The organism is Blattabacterium cuenoti, assembly GCF_014251755.1.
Lineage (GTDB): Bacteria > Bacteroidota > Bacteroidia > Flavobacteriales > Blattabacteriaceae > Blattabacterium > Blattabacterium cuenoti_AN.
Window position 1 is genome coordinate 68,545 of record NZ_CP059200.1, and the last position, 18,253, is coordinate 86,797.

The 18,253-nt window shown below is 25.4% G+C and carries 15 protein-coding genes and 1 pseudogene; 10 read left to right on the forward strand and 6 right to left on the reverse strand.

Going from position 1 to position 18,253, the window contains the following annotated elements; genetic code table 11:
- Positions 1-29: 29 nt before the first annotated feature.
- Positions 30-1,352 carry a M16 family metallopeptidase gene (locus H0H57_RS00290; protein WP_238784328.1) on the reverse strand — a complete coding sequence of 441 codons (1,323 nt, stop codon included), beginning with the start codon at positions 1,350-1,352 and terminating at the stop codon, positions 30-32.
- A gap of 149 nt (positions 1,353-1,501) precedes the next feature.
- Between H0H57_RS00290 and H0H57_RS00295 the strand changes: the two genes are divergently transcribed.
- The 6 genes from H0H57_RS00295 to H0H57_RS00320 are packed head-to-tail and all read left to right on the forward strand — an operon-like array spanning position 1,502 to position 9,620.
- Positions 1,502-2,812: a c-type cytochrome gene (locus H0H57_RS00295; RefSeq protein ID WP_185863853.1), complete on the forward strand. Its 1,311-nt coding sequence runs from the start codon at positions 1,502-1,504 to the stop codon at positions 2,810-2,812.
- 33 nt (positions 2,813-2,845) lie between these two features.
- Positions 2,846-5,827 (forward strand): 4Fe-4S dicluster domain-containing protein, encoded by a 2,982-nt coding sequence (locus tag H0H57_RS00300; RefSeq protein WP_185863854.1) that lies wholly within the window; start codon positions 2,846-2,848, stop codon positions 5,825-5,827.
- Positions 5,828-5,835: 8 nt separating this feature from the next.
- Positions 5,836-7,206 carry an NrfD/PsrC family molybdoenzyme membrane anchor subunit gene (gene nrfD, locus H0H57_RS00305; protein ID WP_185863855.1) on the forward strand — a complete coding sequence of 457 codons (1,371 nt, stop codon included), beginning with the start codon at positions 5,836-5,838 and terminating at the stop codon, positions 7,204-7,206.
- Positions 7,207-7,210: 4 nt separating this feature from the next.
- The gene (locus H0H57_RS00310; RefSeq protein ID WP_185863856.1) at positions 7,211-7,732 is read left to right on the forward strand and encodes a DUF3341 domain-containing protein; all 522 of its coding nucleotides are present in this window, start codon (positions 7,211-7,213) and stop codon (positions 7,730-7,732) included.
- A gap of 29 nt (positions 7,733-7,761) precedes the next feature.
- Positions 7,762-8,376: a c-type cytochrome gene (locus H0H57_RS00315; protein WP_185863857.1), complete on the forward strand. Its 615-nt coding sequence runs from the start codon at positions 7,762-7,764 to the stop codon at positions 8,374-8,376.
- A 44-nt stretch (positions 8,377-8,420) separates the two neighbouring features.
- A complete protein-coding gene (locus H0H57_RS00320) occupies positions 8,421-9,620 on the forward strand; it encodes a hypothetical protein (RefSeq protein ID WP_238784329.1) in 1,200 nt (399 codons plus the stop codon).
- 114 nt (positions 9,621-9,734) lie between these two features.
- Here the strand turns inward: H0H57_RS00320 and H0H57_RS00325 are convergent, their stop codons facing one another.
- The 3 genes from H0H57_RS00325 to tsaB all read right to left on the reverse strand — a co-directional run bounded on the left by H0H57_RS00325 (position 9,735) and on the right by tsaB (position 13,142).
- Complete coding sequence (locus H0H57_RS00325; RefSeq protein WP_185863859.1) at positions 9,735-10,421, reverse strand: potassium channel family protein; 687 nt, start codon at positions 10,419-10,421, stop codon at positions 9,735-9,737.
- Positions 10,422-10,443: 22 nt separating this feature from the next.
- Positions 10,444-12,207: a TrkH family potassium uptake protein gene (locus H0H57_RS00330; protein ID WP_185863860.1), complete on the reverse strand. Its 1,764-nt coding sequence runs from the start codon at positions 12,205-12,207 to the stop codon at positions 10,444-10,446.
- Between the two features lie 293 nt (positions 12,208-12,500).
- Positions 12,501-13,142 carry a tRNA (adenosine(37)-N6)-threonylcarbamoyltransferase complex dimerization subunit type 1 TsaB gene (gene tsaB / locus H0H57_RS00335; RefSeq protein WP_185863861.1) on the reverse strand — a complete coding sequence of 214 codons (642 nt, stop codon included), beginning with the start codon at positions 13,140-13,142 and terminating at the stop codon, positions 12,501-12,503.
- Positions 13,143-13,180: 38 nt separating this feature from the next.
- Here tsaB and nadE point away from each other — a divergent pair, with 38 nt between their 5' ends.
- From nadE to cysS, 3 genes are all read left to right on the forward strand, one after another.
- Positions 13,181-13,978 carry an NAD(+) synthase gene (nadE, locus tag H0H57_RS00340; RefSeq protein WP_185863862.1) on the forward strand — a complete coding sequence of 266 codons (798 nt, stop codon included), beginning with the start codon at positions 13,181-13,183 and terminating at the stop codon, positions 13,976-13,978.
- Positions 13,979-14,055: 77 nt separating this feature from the next.
- The gene (gene folE, locus H0H57_RS00345; RefSeq protein WP_185863863.1) at positions 14,056-14,745 is read left to right on the forward strand and encodes a GTP cyclohydrolase I FolE; all 690 of its coding nucleotides are present in this window, start codon (positions 14,056-14,058) and stop codon (positions 14,743-14,745) included.
- Between the two features lie 9 nt (positions 14,746-14,754).
- Entirely contained in the window at positions 14,755-16,212 is a 1,458-nt protein-coding gene (cysS, locus tag H0H57_RS00350; protein WP_185863864.1) for a cysteine--tRNA ligase, read from the forward strand.
- A gap of 105 nt (positions 16,213-16,317) precedes the next feature.
- Here cysS and H0H57_RS03145 read toward each other — a convergent pair.
- Positions 16,318-16,632 (reverse strand): annotated as a pseudogene (locus H0H57_RS03145) (PLP-dependent transferase).
- Between the two features lie 50 nt (positions 16,633-16,682).
- Entirely contained in the window at positions 16,683-17,075 is a 393-nt protein-coding gene (locus H0H57_RS03150; RefSeq protein WP_262887195.1) for a PLP-dependent transferase, read from the reverse strand.
- Positions 17,076-17,172: 97 nt separating this feature from the next.
- Here H0H57_RS03150 and atpB point away from each other — a divergent pair, with 97 nt between their 5' ends.
- Positions 17,173-18,246: a F0F1 ATP synthase subunit A gene (atpB, locus tag H0H57_RS00360; protein ID WP_185863865.1), complete on the forward strand. Its 1,074-nt coding sequence runs from the start codon at positions 17,173-17,175 to the stop codon at positions 18,244-18,246.
- The last annotated feature ends 7 nt before the right edge of the window (positions 18,247-18,253 follow it).

Below are 18,253 nucleotides of genomic sequence, written 5' to 3' on the forward strand. Positions count from 1 at the left end.
TTACAGCAAGGATTATTTTGAAAATCAATTTATTTATCTGTATTCTCGTTATCTGGAATATTATATAAACGAACTCTATTATTTTTATTTAAATATTTATTAGCAACTTTTTTGATATCTTCTGGAGTTATTTTTCTATATTTTTCTATATCCGTATTAATTAAATCAGCATTATGATAATATAAATAATAGTGAGACAAACTTGCAGTGATTCCACTCATAGAATAATTGTCTGAAATAAATTTTTTTTCAAAACAGTTTTTTTGTTTTTCCAATTCATATTGTGTTATTCCTTTTTCTTTTAAAAGATCTATTTCATCATCTATTATTTTTGTCAATTGATCTATTGTAATACCAGGATTAATTAATCCATATATCATAAAAATACCATAATCTTCCATTGTATCTAAAGATGATCCCGCATAAGAAGCGACTTGTTTCGTATTTACAATATTTTTTATTATGCGAGAACTCTCTCCAGAAGAGAATACATGATCAATAATTTTTAATACATAAGAATCTTTATCTGTGAGTTTTGGAACTCTATACGATAAAAATACTCCAGGAACTTTAGTATTTTTATCTACGTAAGTAAAAAATATTTCTTTCTTCATTGGTTCTTCTTCTATTTTGTTCATTTGAAAATTTCTTGTTCCTTTAGGGATAGATGAAAAATATTTTTGAATCAGTGTTCTAGCTTCATTCATATCGAAATCACCAGATACTACTAAAACCGCATTGTTCGGAACATAGTAAGTTTTATAAAATTCTTTATAATCAGCTTCTGTCGCAGTATCTAAATCTTGATATAATCCAATAATTGGATATTTATATGGATGTTTTTTGAATAATAAAGAAGGAATTATCTCAGAAATGGATTTTACATATGGCTGATTCTCTACACGCATCTTTTTTTCTTCTTTGACCACTTCTCTTTGAATATTAATACTTTCTTCATCAACTTTAGCATGAAGCATTCTTTCTGATTCTAACCACAAAGCTAATGGAAGACGATCAGATGGTAAGATTTCGTAATAACAAGTTTCATCATGATTTGTATAAGCATTATTTTTTCCTCCATTATAGGCTATGTACTTAAAATATTCTCCTTTTTTAATATTTTTGGATCCTTCAAACATAAGATGTTCGAAAAAATGAGCAAAACCCGATTTTCCAGGAGTTTCGTTTTTACTTCCTACATGATACAAAACAGAAATAGAAACTAAAGGGGTTGTCTTGTCTTGATGTAAAATAACATGCAACCCATTTGATAGTTTTTCTTCGAAAAACTTAATTTGATACAACTCTTTAGAACGGTTAAAGTTTTTGGGGGTCAAATGATTCAGTATCATAGTTATAAACATTAATAAAAAAATGAAAAAACCATTCATGAAACAAAGTTAAAGATTCAAAAAAGAAATTTACGAATTTTTTTTTCCAAAAGATGGTATTTTTTCTTTTATTCTATTTTTGTTATAAAGTTATGAATTCATAATATAGTATGAGAAGAATTTTATTTTTTATTTTCATTTTTTCTTTTTTTTTAATAGAAAAAGGAAAATTAAAAGCTGATAAAGGAGATGTTGAAAATGGAATGGAACTTTTTAAAAAAAATTGCACAGCATGCCATTCCATAGATTTAGAAAAAAAAATGATAGGACCTGCTTTACATGGAGTGACTGAAAAAAGGAATCGTAAATGGTTACATCAATGGATTAAGAATAATAAATCTTTAAGAGAAAGTGGAGATAAAGACGCTTTAAAAATCTACAAAGAATATGGAAATATAGAAATGAATCCTTTTCCTCAATTATCTGAAAAACAAATAGATGATATTTTATCGTTTATAACCAATCCCGATTCAATAAAAAAAAAAGAACATCATGAAATAAATCATAATAATGAAAATCATGAAAATGATAAAGAAGAAAATCAATTTTTAGTCAAATTAATTATTTTTTGTTTTGGAATTTTATCTTTAATTCTACTTTGGATTTTATATAGAATACAAATTCTAATCAGGTTAATTAATGAAGGAGAAACAAAGGTTACTACTTTTAGAAGAAAAAATTTCATAATAAATGTTTTATACAAAAAAATATTAGGAAATGACAAAAAAAAGTGGTATCTGTTTTCTTGTTTTACAGGATTTTTTTTGTTATTTGGAATATATGAAACTTGGAATTTTTTAATGAAGATAGATGTCAATAAAGGATATAAACCTAAACAACCTATTTATTTTTCTCATAAAATTCATTCTGAAATTAATAAAATTGATTGTCAATATTGTCATTCTTCGGCAAAGTATGGTAAAGTATCTGGAATTCCTTCAGTCAATGTTTGCATGAATTGTCATATAACTATTCATGAATATAATGGAGATTATTTGGAAAAAGGAAAAAGTAGAGATGAATATAATCAAGAAATACAAAAAATTTATAAGGCGATAGGATGGGATCCAGAAACAAGAAAATATTCTAAAAAAATTCATCCCATTCAATGGGTTCGCATTCACAATATGCCAGATTTTGTCTATTTTGATCATTCTCAACATATCCTTACAGGAGAAAAATCGATTAAAAAATTAAAAAAAGTAAATTTAGTTTGTAATGCTTGTCATGGAGAAATTCAAAAAATGGATACAGTAGAAATGTCTAATGATTTTACTATGGAATGGTGTATCTCTTGTCATAAAAACGTGGGAATAGACAAAAAAAATCAATATTATAAAGAATATTTTCCAAGCAAAACGAATCAAAAAATCACTGTTGATATGATTGGAGGAACAGAATGTGCTAAATGTCATTACTGAAATAGGAATGAAAAAGCGAATAAAAAAATTATTATGAAATCAAATAAAAAGAATAAAATATTAGACAATCTTAATCCTATAAAGGATCTTTTTCAAGGAAGAACATCTAGACGTGATTTTCTTAAGTGGGTAGGGTTTAGTACCGCTTCTGTGACTTTATCCGCTTGTAAAGGACCAGTTGTTAAATCTATTCCTTATGTAGTCAAACCAGAGAATATCACTCCAGGAATTCCGAACTATTATGCATCAACTATGATTGATTCTTTCGATATAGGAAGTGTTTTAGTGAAAACAAGAGAAGGTCGTCCTATAAAAATAGAACCTAATTTTTCTTCTGAATTTTTTAATACAACTTCTGCAAGAATACAATCTTCTTTATTATCTCTTTATGATGAGGAAAGATTAAAAAATCCTTCTTTAAAAGGAAAAAAAAGTTCTTGGAAAGAAATAGATAATTATATTATTCAAAATTTGAAATATTTATCTAAAACAAAAAAAAATATAATTTTTCTTTCTTCTTCTTTTCCAAGTTTTTCTACAAAAAAATTGATTCAAGATTTCAAGAAAAAATATCCTCGTACGAAATGGGTTACTTATGATCCTATTTCATATTCCAAAGCTTTGGATGCTTCAGAAAAAATATTTGGAATTCGAGGATTTCCAATTTTTGATTGGAATAAATCAGAATTAATAGTTTCGTTTGATGCTGATTTTTTGGGAGATTGGAGTCCTGAAAATATGGCTAAATTTTATGTTTTTAAAAGAAAGCCTGAAAAAAATATGATGCAACATATTCAAATAGAAAGCAATATGACAATAACTGGAGCAAATGCAGACATTCGTTTATCTAGAAAGCCTTCTGAAATAAAACAAATGTTGATTGAAATTTTTCAAAACATTTGTTTAGGAAAGCAAATAAAGGATAAAAATGCAAAAAAAGTAGCTTCATTAATAAATAAAATGGGATCTAAAAGTGTAATTTTTGCAGATGGAGATCAAGAATCTTATGAATTATCTTTTTTAATCAATCAAAAAATTAATAGTCATGCATTGCAAAATGATAAATATATTTTTTCAAAAGAAAGTAATGATAATAAATTCAATAATTTTTTGAAAGATTTAGAAAACGAAAATGTTGGAGGTTTATTTATTCATAATGTTAATCCTATTTACAGTCTTCCATTATCTATTTATAAAAAAGTAAAACAATTTATAAAAAAAATACCTCTAACAGTTTCTCTTTCCATGAGTAAAGATGAAACCAATGAAGTCATGGATGTATCAGCTCCTATTCCTCATTGGTTAGAAAGTTGGGGAGATACTTATCCTGTGACTAATGTTTATACATTAATTCAACCTACAATTCAATGTATTTTTAATACAAGACAATTTCAGGATTCTTTAATAATTTGGAGTGAAATTCAAGAAAAAAATTATTACGAATATTTGAAAAAAACTTGGGAAAAAAATATTATTCCAAAATCCAATGTTTCTTCCTTTAATGAAGCTTTATTTTATGGTTTGGTAAAAATTAAAAATCATAAACCTATTTCAAACAATTTTTCAATAAATCAAAAAAAAATCAAAAAATATGAAAAAAAAATAGTAAAAGGAAAAAAAATAAAAACAAATTTTGAACTTAGATTATATACTAAAATTAGTATGGGGGATGGTCATCAATATAATAATCCTTGGTTACAAGAACTTCCAGATCCTATTACACGCACTACATGGGGTAACTATTTAACTATATCATATTCTGATGCAAATAAAATGGAATTAAAAAATTGGAATTCTGGAGATGGATCTTTAAATGGAAACTGTGTGGATTTGATTAAAAATAATCAAAACATCATCCAAAATATTCCTGTATTTATTCAACCTGGACAAGCTTTAGGATCTTTAGGATTAGCTTTTGGTTATGGACAAAAAAAGGGAAAATTGTCTAAGATTGTTCACGGAAAAAACGCTTATAGAATCTATGAAAATTTTTTCATAATACAAGATAATATAGAACTAAAAAAAGTGGATAAAATCCATAAATTTTCTTGCGTACAGTTACATCATACAATGGTAGGAAGAAATTTAGTGAAAGAAACAGATTTAGATATATTCTTAAATAAACCAAAAGAAATTTGGAATGAAAAAGAAAAAGTTTCAACTCATAAAGGAATGCTTTTTCCAGAAGAAATTTCTATTTGGAATCCAAATAATCATAAAAATAAAGAAAAAAAGAATGGACATCATTTTAATTTATCTATAGATTTAAATGCTTGTATTGGATGTGGAGCTTGCATTATTGCATGTCATTCTGAAAATAATGTTCCTGTTGTTGGAAAAGAAGAAATAGGAAAATATAGAGATATGCATTGGTTACGTATAGATAGATATTATTTTTCAGATGATCCATCTTCAGAAACAAGCAATAATGAAAACAACATTTATGAAAATCCAAAAGTAACTTTTCAACCAATTATGTGTCAACATTGCGATCATGCTCCTTGTGAAACTGTATGTCCAGTTGGAGCCACTTCTCATGGAGAACAAGGACAAAATATGATGACTTACAATCGTTGTGTAGGAACTCGTTATTGTGCGAATAATTGCCCTTATAAAGTAAGACGATTTAATTGGTTTAATTATGTTAATAATCAGAAATTTGATTTCAACATGAATAATGCTTTAGGAAAAATGATACTAAATCCAGATGTGGTTGTCAGAACCAGAGGTGTCATGGAAAAATGTTCTTTATGCATACAAAGAACACAATATGTGATAGGAATCGCAAAAAAAGAAAATAGAAAAATTCAAGATAAAGAACTTGAAACAGCTTGTAGTGTTTCTTGTCCAACCCAAGCTATCACTTTTGGTGATATAAACGACCCTACTAGTCTCATTTCTAAAAAAATAAAAAATCCTAGATCTTATAAACTATTAGATTTTATAGGAGTAAAACCTAATGTTTCTTATCAATTAAAGATTCGAAATCAAAATGAAATAGAAAAAATGAAATAGAAAAAATTATGTTAAATCATTATGAATCTCCTATAAGAACCCCCCTCATTTTAGGAAAAAAAACATTGAAAAATATTACAGATGATATATTCAATCCTATAAAAAATAAAGCAGGAAATCTATGGTGGATCTCTTTATTGATTTCTATTTTAGCTTTTTTATGGGGATTAGGATGTATTTTTTATACAATTGGAACAGGTATAGGTGTATGGGGGTTAAACAAAACAATTAATTGGGCCTGGGATATTACCAATTTCGTTTGGTGGGTTGGAATTGGTCATGCTGGAACTTTGATTTCAGCTGTTTTGTTATTATTTCGTCAAAAATGGCGTTTATCTATTAATCGTTCAGCAGAAGCTATGACTATTTTTGCAGTAATACAAGCTGGATTATTTCCTATTATTCATATGGGTAGACCATGGAATGCTCATTGGGTTTTACCCATTCCCAATCAGTTTGGATCTTTATGGCCCAATTTTAATTCTCCTTTATTGTGGGATGTATTTGCTATTAGTACTTATTTTTCTGTTTCTACAGTTTTTTGGTTTATGGGATTAATTCCAGATTTTGCAATGATACGAGACCGTATTTCAAATCCTTTTCAAAAAAAAATCTATAACATTCTTAGTTTTGGATGGGGGGGAACATCAAAAGATTGGCAAAGGTTTGAAGAATTGTCTTTAATTTTAGCTGGATTATGTACTCCATTGGTATTTTCTGTTCATACCATAGTTTCTTTTGATTTTTCCACTTCTGTAATTAAGGGTTGGCATAGCACAATATTTCCTCCTTATTTTGTTGCAGGTGCTATATTTTCTGGTTTTGCTATGGTACAAACTTTACTAGGTGTTGCAAGAAAAGTTCTTTCTCTAGAAGATTATATTACCAGAAATCATATTGAATATATGAATATGATTATTTTATTAACAGGAGGAATTGTTTTATTAGCTTATATTTCAGAATTTATTATTGCTTGGTATTCAGGAAATCCTTTTGAAAAATTTATTTATTTTTCTTTAGAAGCATCTAAAGGACCATTTTGGTGGGCCTTTTGGTCTTTAATCATTTGTAATGTCATTATTCCTCAATTTTTATGGATTAAATCTGTACGAAGAAGTTTTTTCTGGTCTTATGTCATCGCTATTGTCATAAATATTGGAATGTGGTTTGAAAGATTTGACATTATTGTTTTAAATCTAAGTCATGATTATCTTCCTTCTTCTTGGACTGGTTTTATTCCTTCATTTGTAGATGTTGGTATCTTTATAGGGACGATTGGTTTATTTTTTATCCTGTATTTGTTATATATACGTGTTTTTCCTGTTATTTCACAAGCAGAATTAAAAACAATATTGAACTCAGATCATAAAAAAAAATAGTGAAATGAAGAATATATGTGTACATGCATTATATGATGATGATCATACGTTAATAAATAGTATAAAAATTATACAATATCATAATTATAACATATCTGAAGTTTATTCTCCTTTTCCTATTCATAATTTAACTGAAGTGTTAAAACTAAAAAAAACCAATTTATCTTTTTTATCTTTTATATATGGATTATTGGGCTTTTGCATAGCTTGTATATTCACTTGGTATACTATGGTTTGGGATTGGCCTCAAAATATTGGAGGAAAACCTTCTTTTTCTTGGATTAGAAACCTTCCTTCTTTTATTCCTGTTATATTTGAATTTTCAATTTTTTTTTCTGCACATTTTATGTGTATTACTTATCTTATTCAATGTAGATTATTTCCAGGACGGATATCAAAAAATCCGGATTCAAGAACTACTGATAATATGTTTTTAGTAGAAATTCATACTAAAAAACATTCCAAAAAATTAGTGAATCTATTAAAAGAAAATGGAGCAATAGAGATTGTGATAAAACAATTATAAGTCCAATTAGAATAAAAAAATATAGTATTATGAATAAATATTTATACAAATTTATTATTATTTTTTTTTATATGATTTTATTTCTATTTCTAGAATCTTGTTGGTTTGATAAAACTCAACCTAATGTAGTATATATGCCTGATATGTATTATTCAGAAGCATATGAACCTTATTCAGATCCTTATTCATACAATAAAAAAGATAAAAACATTAAAGTTCCTTTATTTTCAAAAGAAAAAACTTCTTCACTCTATCCAGTAGAAGGAACTGTTTCTAGAAATGATTTATTTTATAATTTGATAAATATAAAAAATAAAGGATTGAATTATTCGAAGAATATCATTCAAAATCCACTATATAGTATTCATTACGAAAAAAAAGAAATTACAATAAAAAAAGGAAAAAAATTGTATCAAATCAATTGTTCTATATGTCATGGTAAAAATGGAGATGGACAAGGAGAATTGGTTAAAAACGAAAAAATTTTTGGAATTCCTAATTATAAAGATAGAGATCTTACCATTGGTAGTGTTTATTATGTCATTACATATGGAAAAAATAATATGAATTCTTATGCTTCACAATTAAATGAAATAGATCGATGGAGAGTCTCAGAATATGTTCTGTTTTTAAAAAATGAATAAACATGTATCAGTTTTATACAATGAACAAAAAAATTATCATTTTTATGATAATAATCGTAGGTTTTATTTTTATTTCTTTAGATAAAATGTTTCTTGATCAAAAAAAACAAATTGTTTCAGAAAAACAGTATGTTGTCACAACGAATCATAAACCTTGTACCGCATTATATATTTCAATTTTTTATTTTACTTCTATATCTTTAGGAGCATTGTTTTTTTTAGGAATACAAAATATATCAAAATCAGGTTGGTCCGTGATTATTCATCCGATCATGGAGGAAATTTCTTCTTTTATTCCATATGGGTTTTTTATGATTTTTATCATTTTATTATTAAATGCTATGGATATAGTACATATATTTCATTGGATGAATTCAGATTTATATAATCCTATTTCTTTAAAGTATGACAAAATTATTGCCAGTAAAAAAATTTTTTTGAATATTCCATTTTTCTTAGTGAGAAGTATTCTTTATGTATTAATATGTAGTTTTTTTTATTTAAAGATCAAAAGAATATCTTGTACATTATATATATCCCATTCATTAAATGATTATAAAAAATTATATTTTATATCTCTTCTTTTCGTTATATTTTTTTCTTTTATTTCCATATTTATGACATGGGATTGGATCATGTCTTTAAATCCACATTGGTTTAGTACTTTATTGGGGTGGTATGTTTTGAGTAGTTTTATGATAACAGGAATAAGTACTATCACAATAATATCTATTTATCTTAACAAAAAAGGATTGTTTCCTTTATTTAGAAAAAGTCATTTACATGATCTTAGCAAATATCTATTTTCTGGTAGCTTGTTGTGGACTTATTTTTGGTTTTCACAATTTTTTCTGTATTGGTATGGAAATATTCCAGAAGAAATTACTTATTTTATAAAAAGAGAAGAAATTTACAATTCTATCCATTTTTGGATGCTAATTCCTAATTTTTTAGTTCCTTTTTTTGGTTTAATTAGTAGTAAAAGCAAATCAAATAAAAAAATAGTCTTTTTCGTTTCTTTAATTTTACTCATAGGCCATTACATCGACACATACAATTTAATAGCTCCAGATATTAATGAAGGTGTAAAATTTTGTATATTCGAAATCATAGGTTCTTTATTAATTATAGGAGGATTTTTTGTTTATATTTTATTTTCCAATTTTAGTAAAAGAAAAATCAATTCTTCTGAAGGAAATCCTTTTTTTCAGGAAAGTAAAAATTATAAGTATCCTTATATGTAAAGATTCCATCTTTTTTTTAAAAAAAAACTTCAATGTTACTTACGTTTTGTAAAAACTAAAAAAAGTTTTATAAAAATTCATTTTCATAAAAGAAAGAATAAAAAGAAAATGAATCTATTTTTTATCTTTTATAAAATTCATGATAGATTTGTTAGAACCAAAAAGAGTTAATATATCCCCATTTTGTAAAACAGTCTCTCCTGTAACCAATCCTATGACTTTTCTTGTATGAGTTCCTTTAGATGACAATGGATTATGGATGTCTCGTATTACGGTAATTAAAGAAACAGAATATTTTTGTGTCAATTTTAAACTTTTCACAGATTTTCCACTAAAAGAATATGGAGAAAAAACTTCTGCGATAGAATGCTTATTATCTACTCTGAAATAATCTAAAGCATAATTAAAAGATATTTGTTTCGTCAAACGAAACGCTGCATCTTGTTCTGGATGAATCACGTTATTAATTCCCATAGCTTCTAATATTGTATCATGTATTTTGGATAAAGATCTACTTACAATTTTCAAATTTTTATATTTTTTAAGTATAGCTGTAGTTACGATTGATGACCCTTCGTTTTCTCCAATTGCTACAATTCCTAAATCTGCTTGTTGAATCGGTAATACTTTGTAAGCCGCTTCATTATTTGCATCCATACATACTACATTTGCTATATGATCTTTCAATAAATCCACTTTTTCCATTTTATGATCTATACCAAAAACTTCATGTCCATTATCTGTTAAATTAAGAGCTAAAGATCTTCCAAAATTTCCTAACCCAATAATTATAATTTTCATATTTTCTGTTTACTTACTCTTCTTAATTAATAAGAACATTTCCTTTAGGATATCTGTAATAATGATGAGAACCAATTTTATTTTTTCTCAAAAATCCAATCATAACATTAAAAATTCCTATTCTTCCTAACAACATTAAAAGTATTAAAATTAATTTACTTCCGTTTGACAAATTAGAAGTTATTCCTAAAGATAATCCTGCTGTAGAAAAAGCGGAAAATACTTCAAAAGAAATTGATAAAATATTTTCTTTTGGATCCAAAAAAATTATAAGTAAAATACTTATGTATATAACGATTATAGATAACATAATAATAGAAAAAGATAATCGAATCGATTCCGAAGATATTTCTTTTCTTTGTATTTCTACTCTATTTTTTCCTCTAGATAAAGAAATAATATTCATTAACGCTAATGCAAAAGTACTTGTTTTTATCCCTCCACCAGTAGAAGCGGGAGAAGCTCCTATCCACATCAAAAAAATAGTAAAAAAAATAGTAATGGGAGTAAAAGTATTCATATTTAATACATGAAATCCAGCTGTTCTAGATGTAGCGGAAGAAAAAAATGAAACAATCCATTTTCCATGAAAAGAAGAATGTTCGGAAAGAGAACAATGATATTCACTTATATAATAAAAAACGGTTCCAAAAAAAAGCAAAAAAAAAGTGGTTAGTATAACAATTTTTGTATTTAAAGTTACTACATGTACAGGACATCGAAAATCTTCATCTTTAAATATTTTTAAAAAATATTTTTTAATACTCAACCATATATATGCAAAAAAATTAAATAAAATGTTAAAACCTATTCCTCCCAATATTAGTAAAAAAGCGATAATTAATTGAAATAGATAATTAAATCTCACAGATTGTGAATATAATCCTTGACTTAGGGTAGAAAATCCACTATTACAAAAAGCGGATATAGAATGAAAAATAGAAAAAAACAAAAGATTATCAGATTCTATTGAATTTTTTTCTTTAATAGAAAAATAAATTAATAAAGTTCCTATACATTCTACTGTTAAAGTAAACAGGACTACTTTTACAGCTAAACTAAGAACGTTATTTGTTGTTTTTGTATTTAAAAAATTACTAATAAAAATAGCTTCCTTAAAAGAAAATCCATCTCTAAAAAAGTAACTAAAAAATGAAGTTATAGTTAAAATACCCAATCCTCCCAGTTCTATTAATATAAGTATAAAAATTTTTCCTAAATATGTAAAATCTTTAGCTGTATCTAATACTACTAATCCTGTTACACATACCGCACTAGTAGAAGTAAATAAAGCATCTATAAATGATATTTTTTTGACTACTGTAGATGCAGGAAGCATTAATAAGATAGAACCCAAAAAGGATAAAAAAACAAAACTTGTAATGAATATAAAAGCAGGATTATGAATTTTGACGTATATTATTCGTATAAAATAAGTGATACGAATCAAAACATATAAAATTAAACTAATAAGTGTGTATATTTTTATATCTGAAGTTATATTAGTTATATTTTCATTATGATAAAAGAAAAAAATTTTTAAAAAGGAAAAAATAAAAGAAAACATCAATATACAAAGGGATAAAACAATCATGGATTTATAACCTTTTTCAAGATTTTTATCAAGAAGAATAAAAAAGTGTAACATACTTATTATTAATACAATTCCTAAAAGGATTTCGACATTAAAAAATAGAAAATTTTTCCATCCTAAAGAAAGAATTATATAAATAAATATAATTGGAGTAAACATATTCAAAACATTTTGAAATCTAATTTGAATCATGATTTTTGTATGAAAAATTTTAATTTTTTGATCATAATTTTGTATAAATAACAATTAATTGCTTAAAATGATTGATTTAATAAGAATCAATCCTATCTAAATGTTCAAATTTAGAATATTTAGGTTTGATTAAAATATGTCTAAAATCAATAAAAAAGTAATTTTTTTTGTCATATGGGGTAGTAAGAAGGAGAAATAAATGGAACTGTATTTATAGGTTTTATCTGAAAAATAGCACATGGTGCACTATTTTCATTATTTTAAATTTTTTTCTCACAAAATGTATGTATTTTTTATAAATAAAAAGGAATAAATTTTTCGATATCATCGAATTTTTTTTTACAAAATTTTTTATAAGAAATGAGAGACATATCCATTGCAGATGGCATCTTGTATAAAAATTCTCTTTTTCCTGTAATGAATTTCTTCTTTTTAAGAGAAGAAATATTTCCTATAATAAAATGGACTTTTTTATATTCTGATATCGATTTTAAAAAATCGTTATCTAATTTTTTTATTCTAATGGGATTTAATCTTTTTTTTGATTCATTAAATAATGAAGTATAGAAAAAATCAGATTTAACATGTATCATGGGAATTAAGAATCCTTTTTTTATGTTTATTTTATAACTCATTACTGTCAATGTATCTACAGATAACAAAGGAATATTTAAAGCACAACACAATCCTTTAGCCGCCGATGCCCCTATTCTTAAAGAAGTATAGGATCCTGGTCCTTTGCTAACACAAACAGATTTTAAATCTTTAAGATGAATTCCGGAAATGCTTGTAGCATATTGTATAAATGTGTGCAATTTTTCTGAATGAAAATATTCTTTTGAACATTCTTCTATAGAAGTTAAACATATTCCATTTTTAGCAATGCTGACTGAACAATTTTTTGTAGAAGTTTCTAAATTTAGAATTAAAGACATATATATTAAATTTTTGAAAATTAATGTATTCAAATCAAATGATAAGAACAGAAAAAGTAATTCGATATATTGTTTCCTGGTTGAAAAAATATATTCAAAAATCTAAATCTAATGGTTTTATTATTGGAATATCTGGAGGAGTGGATTCTTCCGTAACTTCTTTTTTAGTAGCTATGACAAAATTTCCTACTATCATATTAGAAATGCCTATTTTGGAAAAAGAAAAAAATTTGTTTCCTATAAAACATGCAAAATTTTTGAAAAAAAAATTTTCGAATGTTCATTATTTTGAAAAAGATTTATCTGCTTTATTCAAAACTTTTTGTCATACAACGAATGATATTCAAAAAAATTCTAAACTTTCTTTAGCATTAGCTAATGTAAAATCTCGTATTCGTATGTTAACTTTATACTATTATGCTAATATAAAAAATTATCTTGTTGTTGGAACTGGAAATAAAGTGGAAGATTTTGGAGTCGGTTTTTTTACAAAATATGGAGATGGAGGAGTGGATTTACATCCAATAGCTGATTTAACTAAGAGTGAAGTTCGTTTTTTAGCTAAAAAATTAAATATTCTTGATGAAATTCAAAAAGCAAAGCCAACGGATGGACTTTGGGAAGATCAACGATCAGATGAAGATCAATTAGGAGCGACTTATGAAGAATTAGAATGGGCAATGAAAATTATGAAAACAAAAAATTATACTTTTTCTGAAATAGAATATCAAATTTTAAAAAAATATAAAATGTTACATCAAAAAAATAGACATAAAATGATTCCTATTCCTATATGTAAAATACCTGATGATATAAAAAATTCTATTTTATTATGAATAAGAAAAAATATTCAACAATAAATCATAACAGAATCGTTTTTGTAACTTTGTTTTCCATGGATTAAGTTCATTTTATGATGGAAGGAAAACATAATAAAATTAAAAAAATAAAATTGAATCAAAAATATAATTCTATTTTAAATCATTCAATTAATCCAGATTTGACTTCACAAAATAACGTTTGTTTTATGAGTGATGAAGAAAAAATTGAAAAAATAAAAAAACATTTTTTTCATATTATGGAAGTTTTAGGGTTGGATATGAATGATGATAGTTTACGAAAAACACCAAAACGAGTTGCAAAAATGTTTATACAAGAAATCTTCAGTGGTCTTAATCCAAAGAATTCTCCTAATTTTTCCATTTTTGAAAATAAATACAAATATAACCAAATGTTAATAGAAAAAAATATAACAGTTTATTCCACTTGTGAACATCATTTTCTTCCCATCATAGGAAAAGCACATGTAGGTTATATTTCTAATGGAAAAGTTGTAGGTCTTTCTAAAATCAATAGAATTGTCAACTTTTATGCAAAAAGACCACAAGTTCAAGAACGTTTAACAATACAAATTGTTCAATCCTTAAAAAAAATGTTAGAAACACAAGATGTAGCTTGTATTATAGAGGCAAAACATTTGTGTGTTAATTCTCGTGGAATTAAAGATACAGATAGTAGTACTGTTACTACTGAGTTAATAGGATCCTTTAAAACAAATTCAGAAATTCGAAAAGAATTTTTGCATCATATTGGAATTTCTTAAATGAAAAAAATGGAGGAAAAGAGTTATCAACAAAAAAATAGAAATCATTTAAAAATATATAATTCTTTAACAGAAAAAAAAGAATTATTTCATCCGATTCATAAGGAATATGTTGGTATTTATGTATGTGGACCTACGGTTTATAACTACTTACATTTAGGAAATTGTAGAACTTTTATATCATTTGATATTGTTTTTCGTTATTTAAAACATTTGGGATATAAAGTTCGTTATGTAAGAAATATTACTGATGTTGGACATTTAGAAAATGAAAATTTTGATATAGAAGATAAAATTTCTCAAAAATCTCGTATAGAAGGACTTGAACCCATGGAAATTGTTCAAAAATACACTATTTCTTTTCACAACTTATTAAATGTTTTAAATGTATTACCTCCAAGTATAGAACCTACGGCTACAGGTCATATTATAGAACAAATAGATATGATTCAAGAGCTAATTCAAAAAAAATTAGCATACGAAGTAAATGGATCTGTTTATTTTGATTTAAAAGAATATAGAAAATTCTATCCTTATGGGGTGATTAGCAAAAATAAAATCGATCAACTTTTTTATAAAAAATTAAAATTTATAGAAGAAAAACGTGGATTTCATGATTTTTCTCTTTGGAAAAGAGCTCATTCTAATCATATTATGAATTGGAATTCTCCATGGGGAAGAGGATTTCCTGGTTGGCATATAGAATGTACTACAATGAGTACAAAATATTTAGGAGAAACTTTTGACATCCATGGTGGAGGAATAGATTTAAAATTTCCTCATCATGAATGCGAATTAGCACAAGCGATAGGAATTTATAACAAAAGTTATTTTGCTCATTATTGGATGCATACGAATATGCTCACTTTAAATGGAAAAAAGATGAGTAAATCTACAGGAAATTTTTTGGAATTAAAAGACATCATTTATAACAAAACTTTTTTTCCTAGTATTTTCAGGTTTTACATTTTACAAACCCATTATAGAAACATTATGGATTTTTCCAATAAAGGACTAATAGAAGCTGAAAAAGGATATCATAAAATCATGAAAGCTATAAAAATATTAAAACATTTAGAACCTAAGACTAAAACATCAAAAAATTTAGACATTTTTAATGTTCATCATTGGATATATATTTGTTATCAAGCTATTAATGATGACTTTAATATTCCTTTATTAATAACTCATTTATTTCAAATTTCTACACTCATCATTAATAATTCCATTCAAAACATATCTCATTTTCATCTATTAAAAAAATATATGATTTATTTTGTTTTTGATATTTTAGGAATTCAAGAAATCAACTATCATGAAGAAAATTCTAAAAAATTAAACACCCTCATTGAGGGATTGATCAAATTTCGTACAGAAGAAAGAAAACAAAAACATTGGATTATTTCAGATAAAATTAGACAAGAACTGTATTCTATAGGAGTTTTATTACATGATAAAAAATTATAGATATAAAAAAAAGCTTGATCAAGATCTTCAATAAGATCTTCTGCGTTTTCTATTCCAAGAGATAAACAGAATCATAGAATTTTGTATTCCTGCATTCATTCTGATTTATAAAGGAGTATATTTGTGAGTCATAGTTGCTGGATAACAAATTAAACTTTTTGTCTTTCCCCAACTTTCTGACAAAAAAAATAATTTTGTAGAAGTCACAACTTGTTTTGCTGATTTTACTGTATTTTTTTTTCAACTAAAAGAAACAATTCCTCCAAAATATCGTTGTTGTTTTACTGCAAAAAAATGATTTTTATGATGAGATAATCCAGGATTATAAACTTTATCTAGTTCATCATTTTTTTTGTTTTTTTTTAAAAAAGAAGCGATTTGTAAAGCATTTTGTTGAAATTGTTTTTTTGATACGTCAATATAACGTTTGTCTTCCTCTTACAGTTGCATTTTGCATATACTTTAGTTTTTCATAATACAACAAATATGGTTTTTTTGAGAGTAATTAATCCATCTAATACATCTGAATATCCTGATAAATATTTTGTAGAACTATGAATTACTATATCTGATCCTAATTTCAAAGGATTTTGAATGGCAGGAGAAGCAAATGTGTTATCTACAACAACTAAAATAGTTGGATTTTTTCTTTTTATTTTTTTACTAATTAATTCTATATCAAATATTTTCAACGTAGGATTATTCGTTATAGGATAATCAAATCCTTTATGAACACCAGAAACTTCTTGTACGTAAGTTGAAGTTTGATATATTATTGGTGTGAAAATGGAACCTGTAAGAGGATCATATAAAATATTTTGAATAATTTTTGTTTTTTCCTTCATCGTTATAATGAATTTCATATAATATCGTATGCAAATGTATTCAAAACATGAAAATATAATTGTTTGAAATTTTTTATAAAAAAAATATAAATTTGTTTCCTATTTTTCGATGTAAATGATTTCAAAACAAATAATATATTCTCTATTCTTTTTTTTGTTTTTATTTTTGTTTGTCGAATCTTCTGATAAAAATCAGAATGTGAAAATACAAAATGAAAATAAAAATAATATGGATATAGCTCATATTATTTTGGATCATGTCAATGACTCTCATGAATGGCATATTGCAGGAACTCCAAATCATGGAATTATTTTTTCTTTGCCAGTTATTTTATGGAATAATGGGTTAGAAGTTTTTTTTTCCTCTAAATTTTCATGTGAAAATGTGGTAAAAGGAAAATATGGATATTATAAGATGTTTAGAGAAACAATATATAAAACCAATGATATTGGATTATTACATATGGATTCTAAAGGAAATCCAAAAAATGATAAACCTTGGGATTTTTCTATTACAAAAAATGTGGTATCCATTTTTATATCCTCTTTTTTGTTATCTTATCTTTTCATACGAATGAAACGTAGTTATAAAAATCATCAAATGAAATGGAGTTTAGGAATTTTTTTAGAATTTTTAATTTTGTTTATACGGGATGAGATTGCAATCCCTAATATTGGAAAAAAATATAAAATATTTCTTCCTTTTTTGTTAACATCCTTTTTTTTTATATTAATTAATAATTTGATAGGTATTATTCCAGGATTTCCAAATGTAACAGGAAACATAAATATTACATTAGTATTAGCTATTATGACATTTATTGTCACCAATATAAATGCAAATATGAGTTATTGGAAACATATTTTTTGGATGCCAGGAGTTCCAATGGGTATTAGACTGTTATTAGCTCCTATAGAATTTATTGGAATTTTTATTCGTCCATTAACTTTGTGTATTCGATTGTTTGCTAATATTACTGCTGGACACATAATTATTTTAAGTTTTATTTGTCTCATTTTTATTTTTAAAAATTTTTTCGTAACTGGTTTTTCCATAATTTTCGGTTTTTTTATTTCTATGTTAGAAATTATGGTTGCTTTTTTACAAGCTTTTATTTTTACAACTTTATCTTCCTTACTTATAGGAATGTCTGTGAAAAATTATGATTATGACAATGAAATATATTAAAAATATT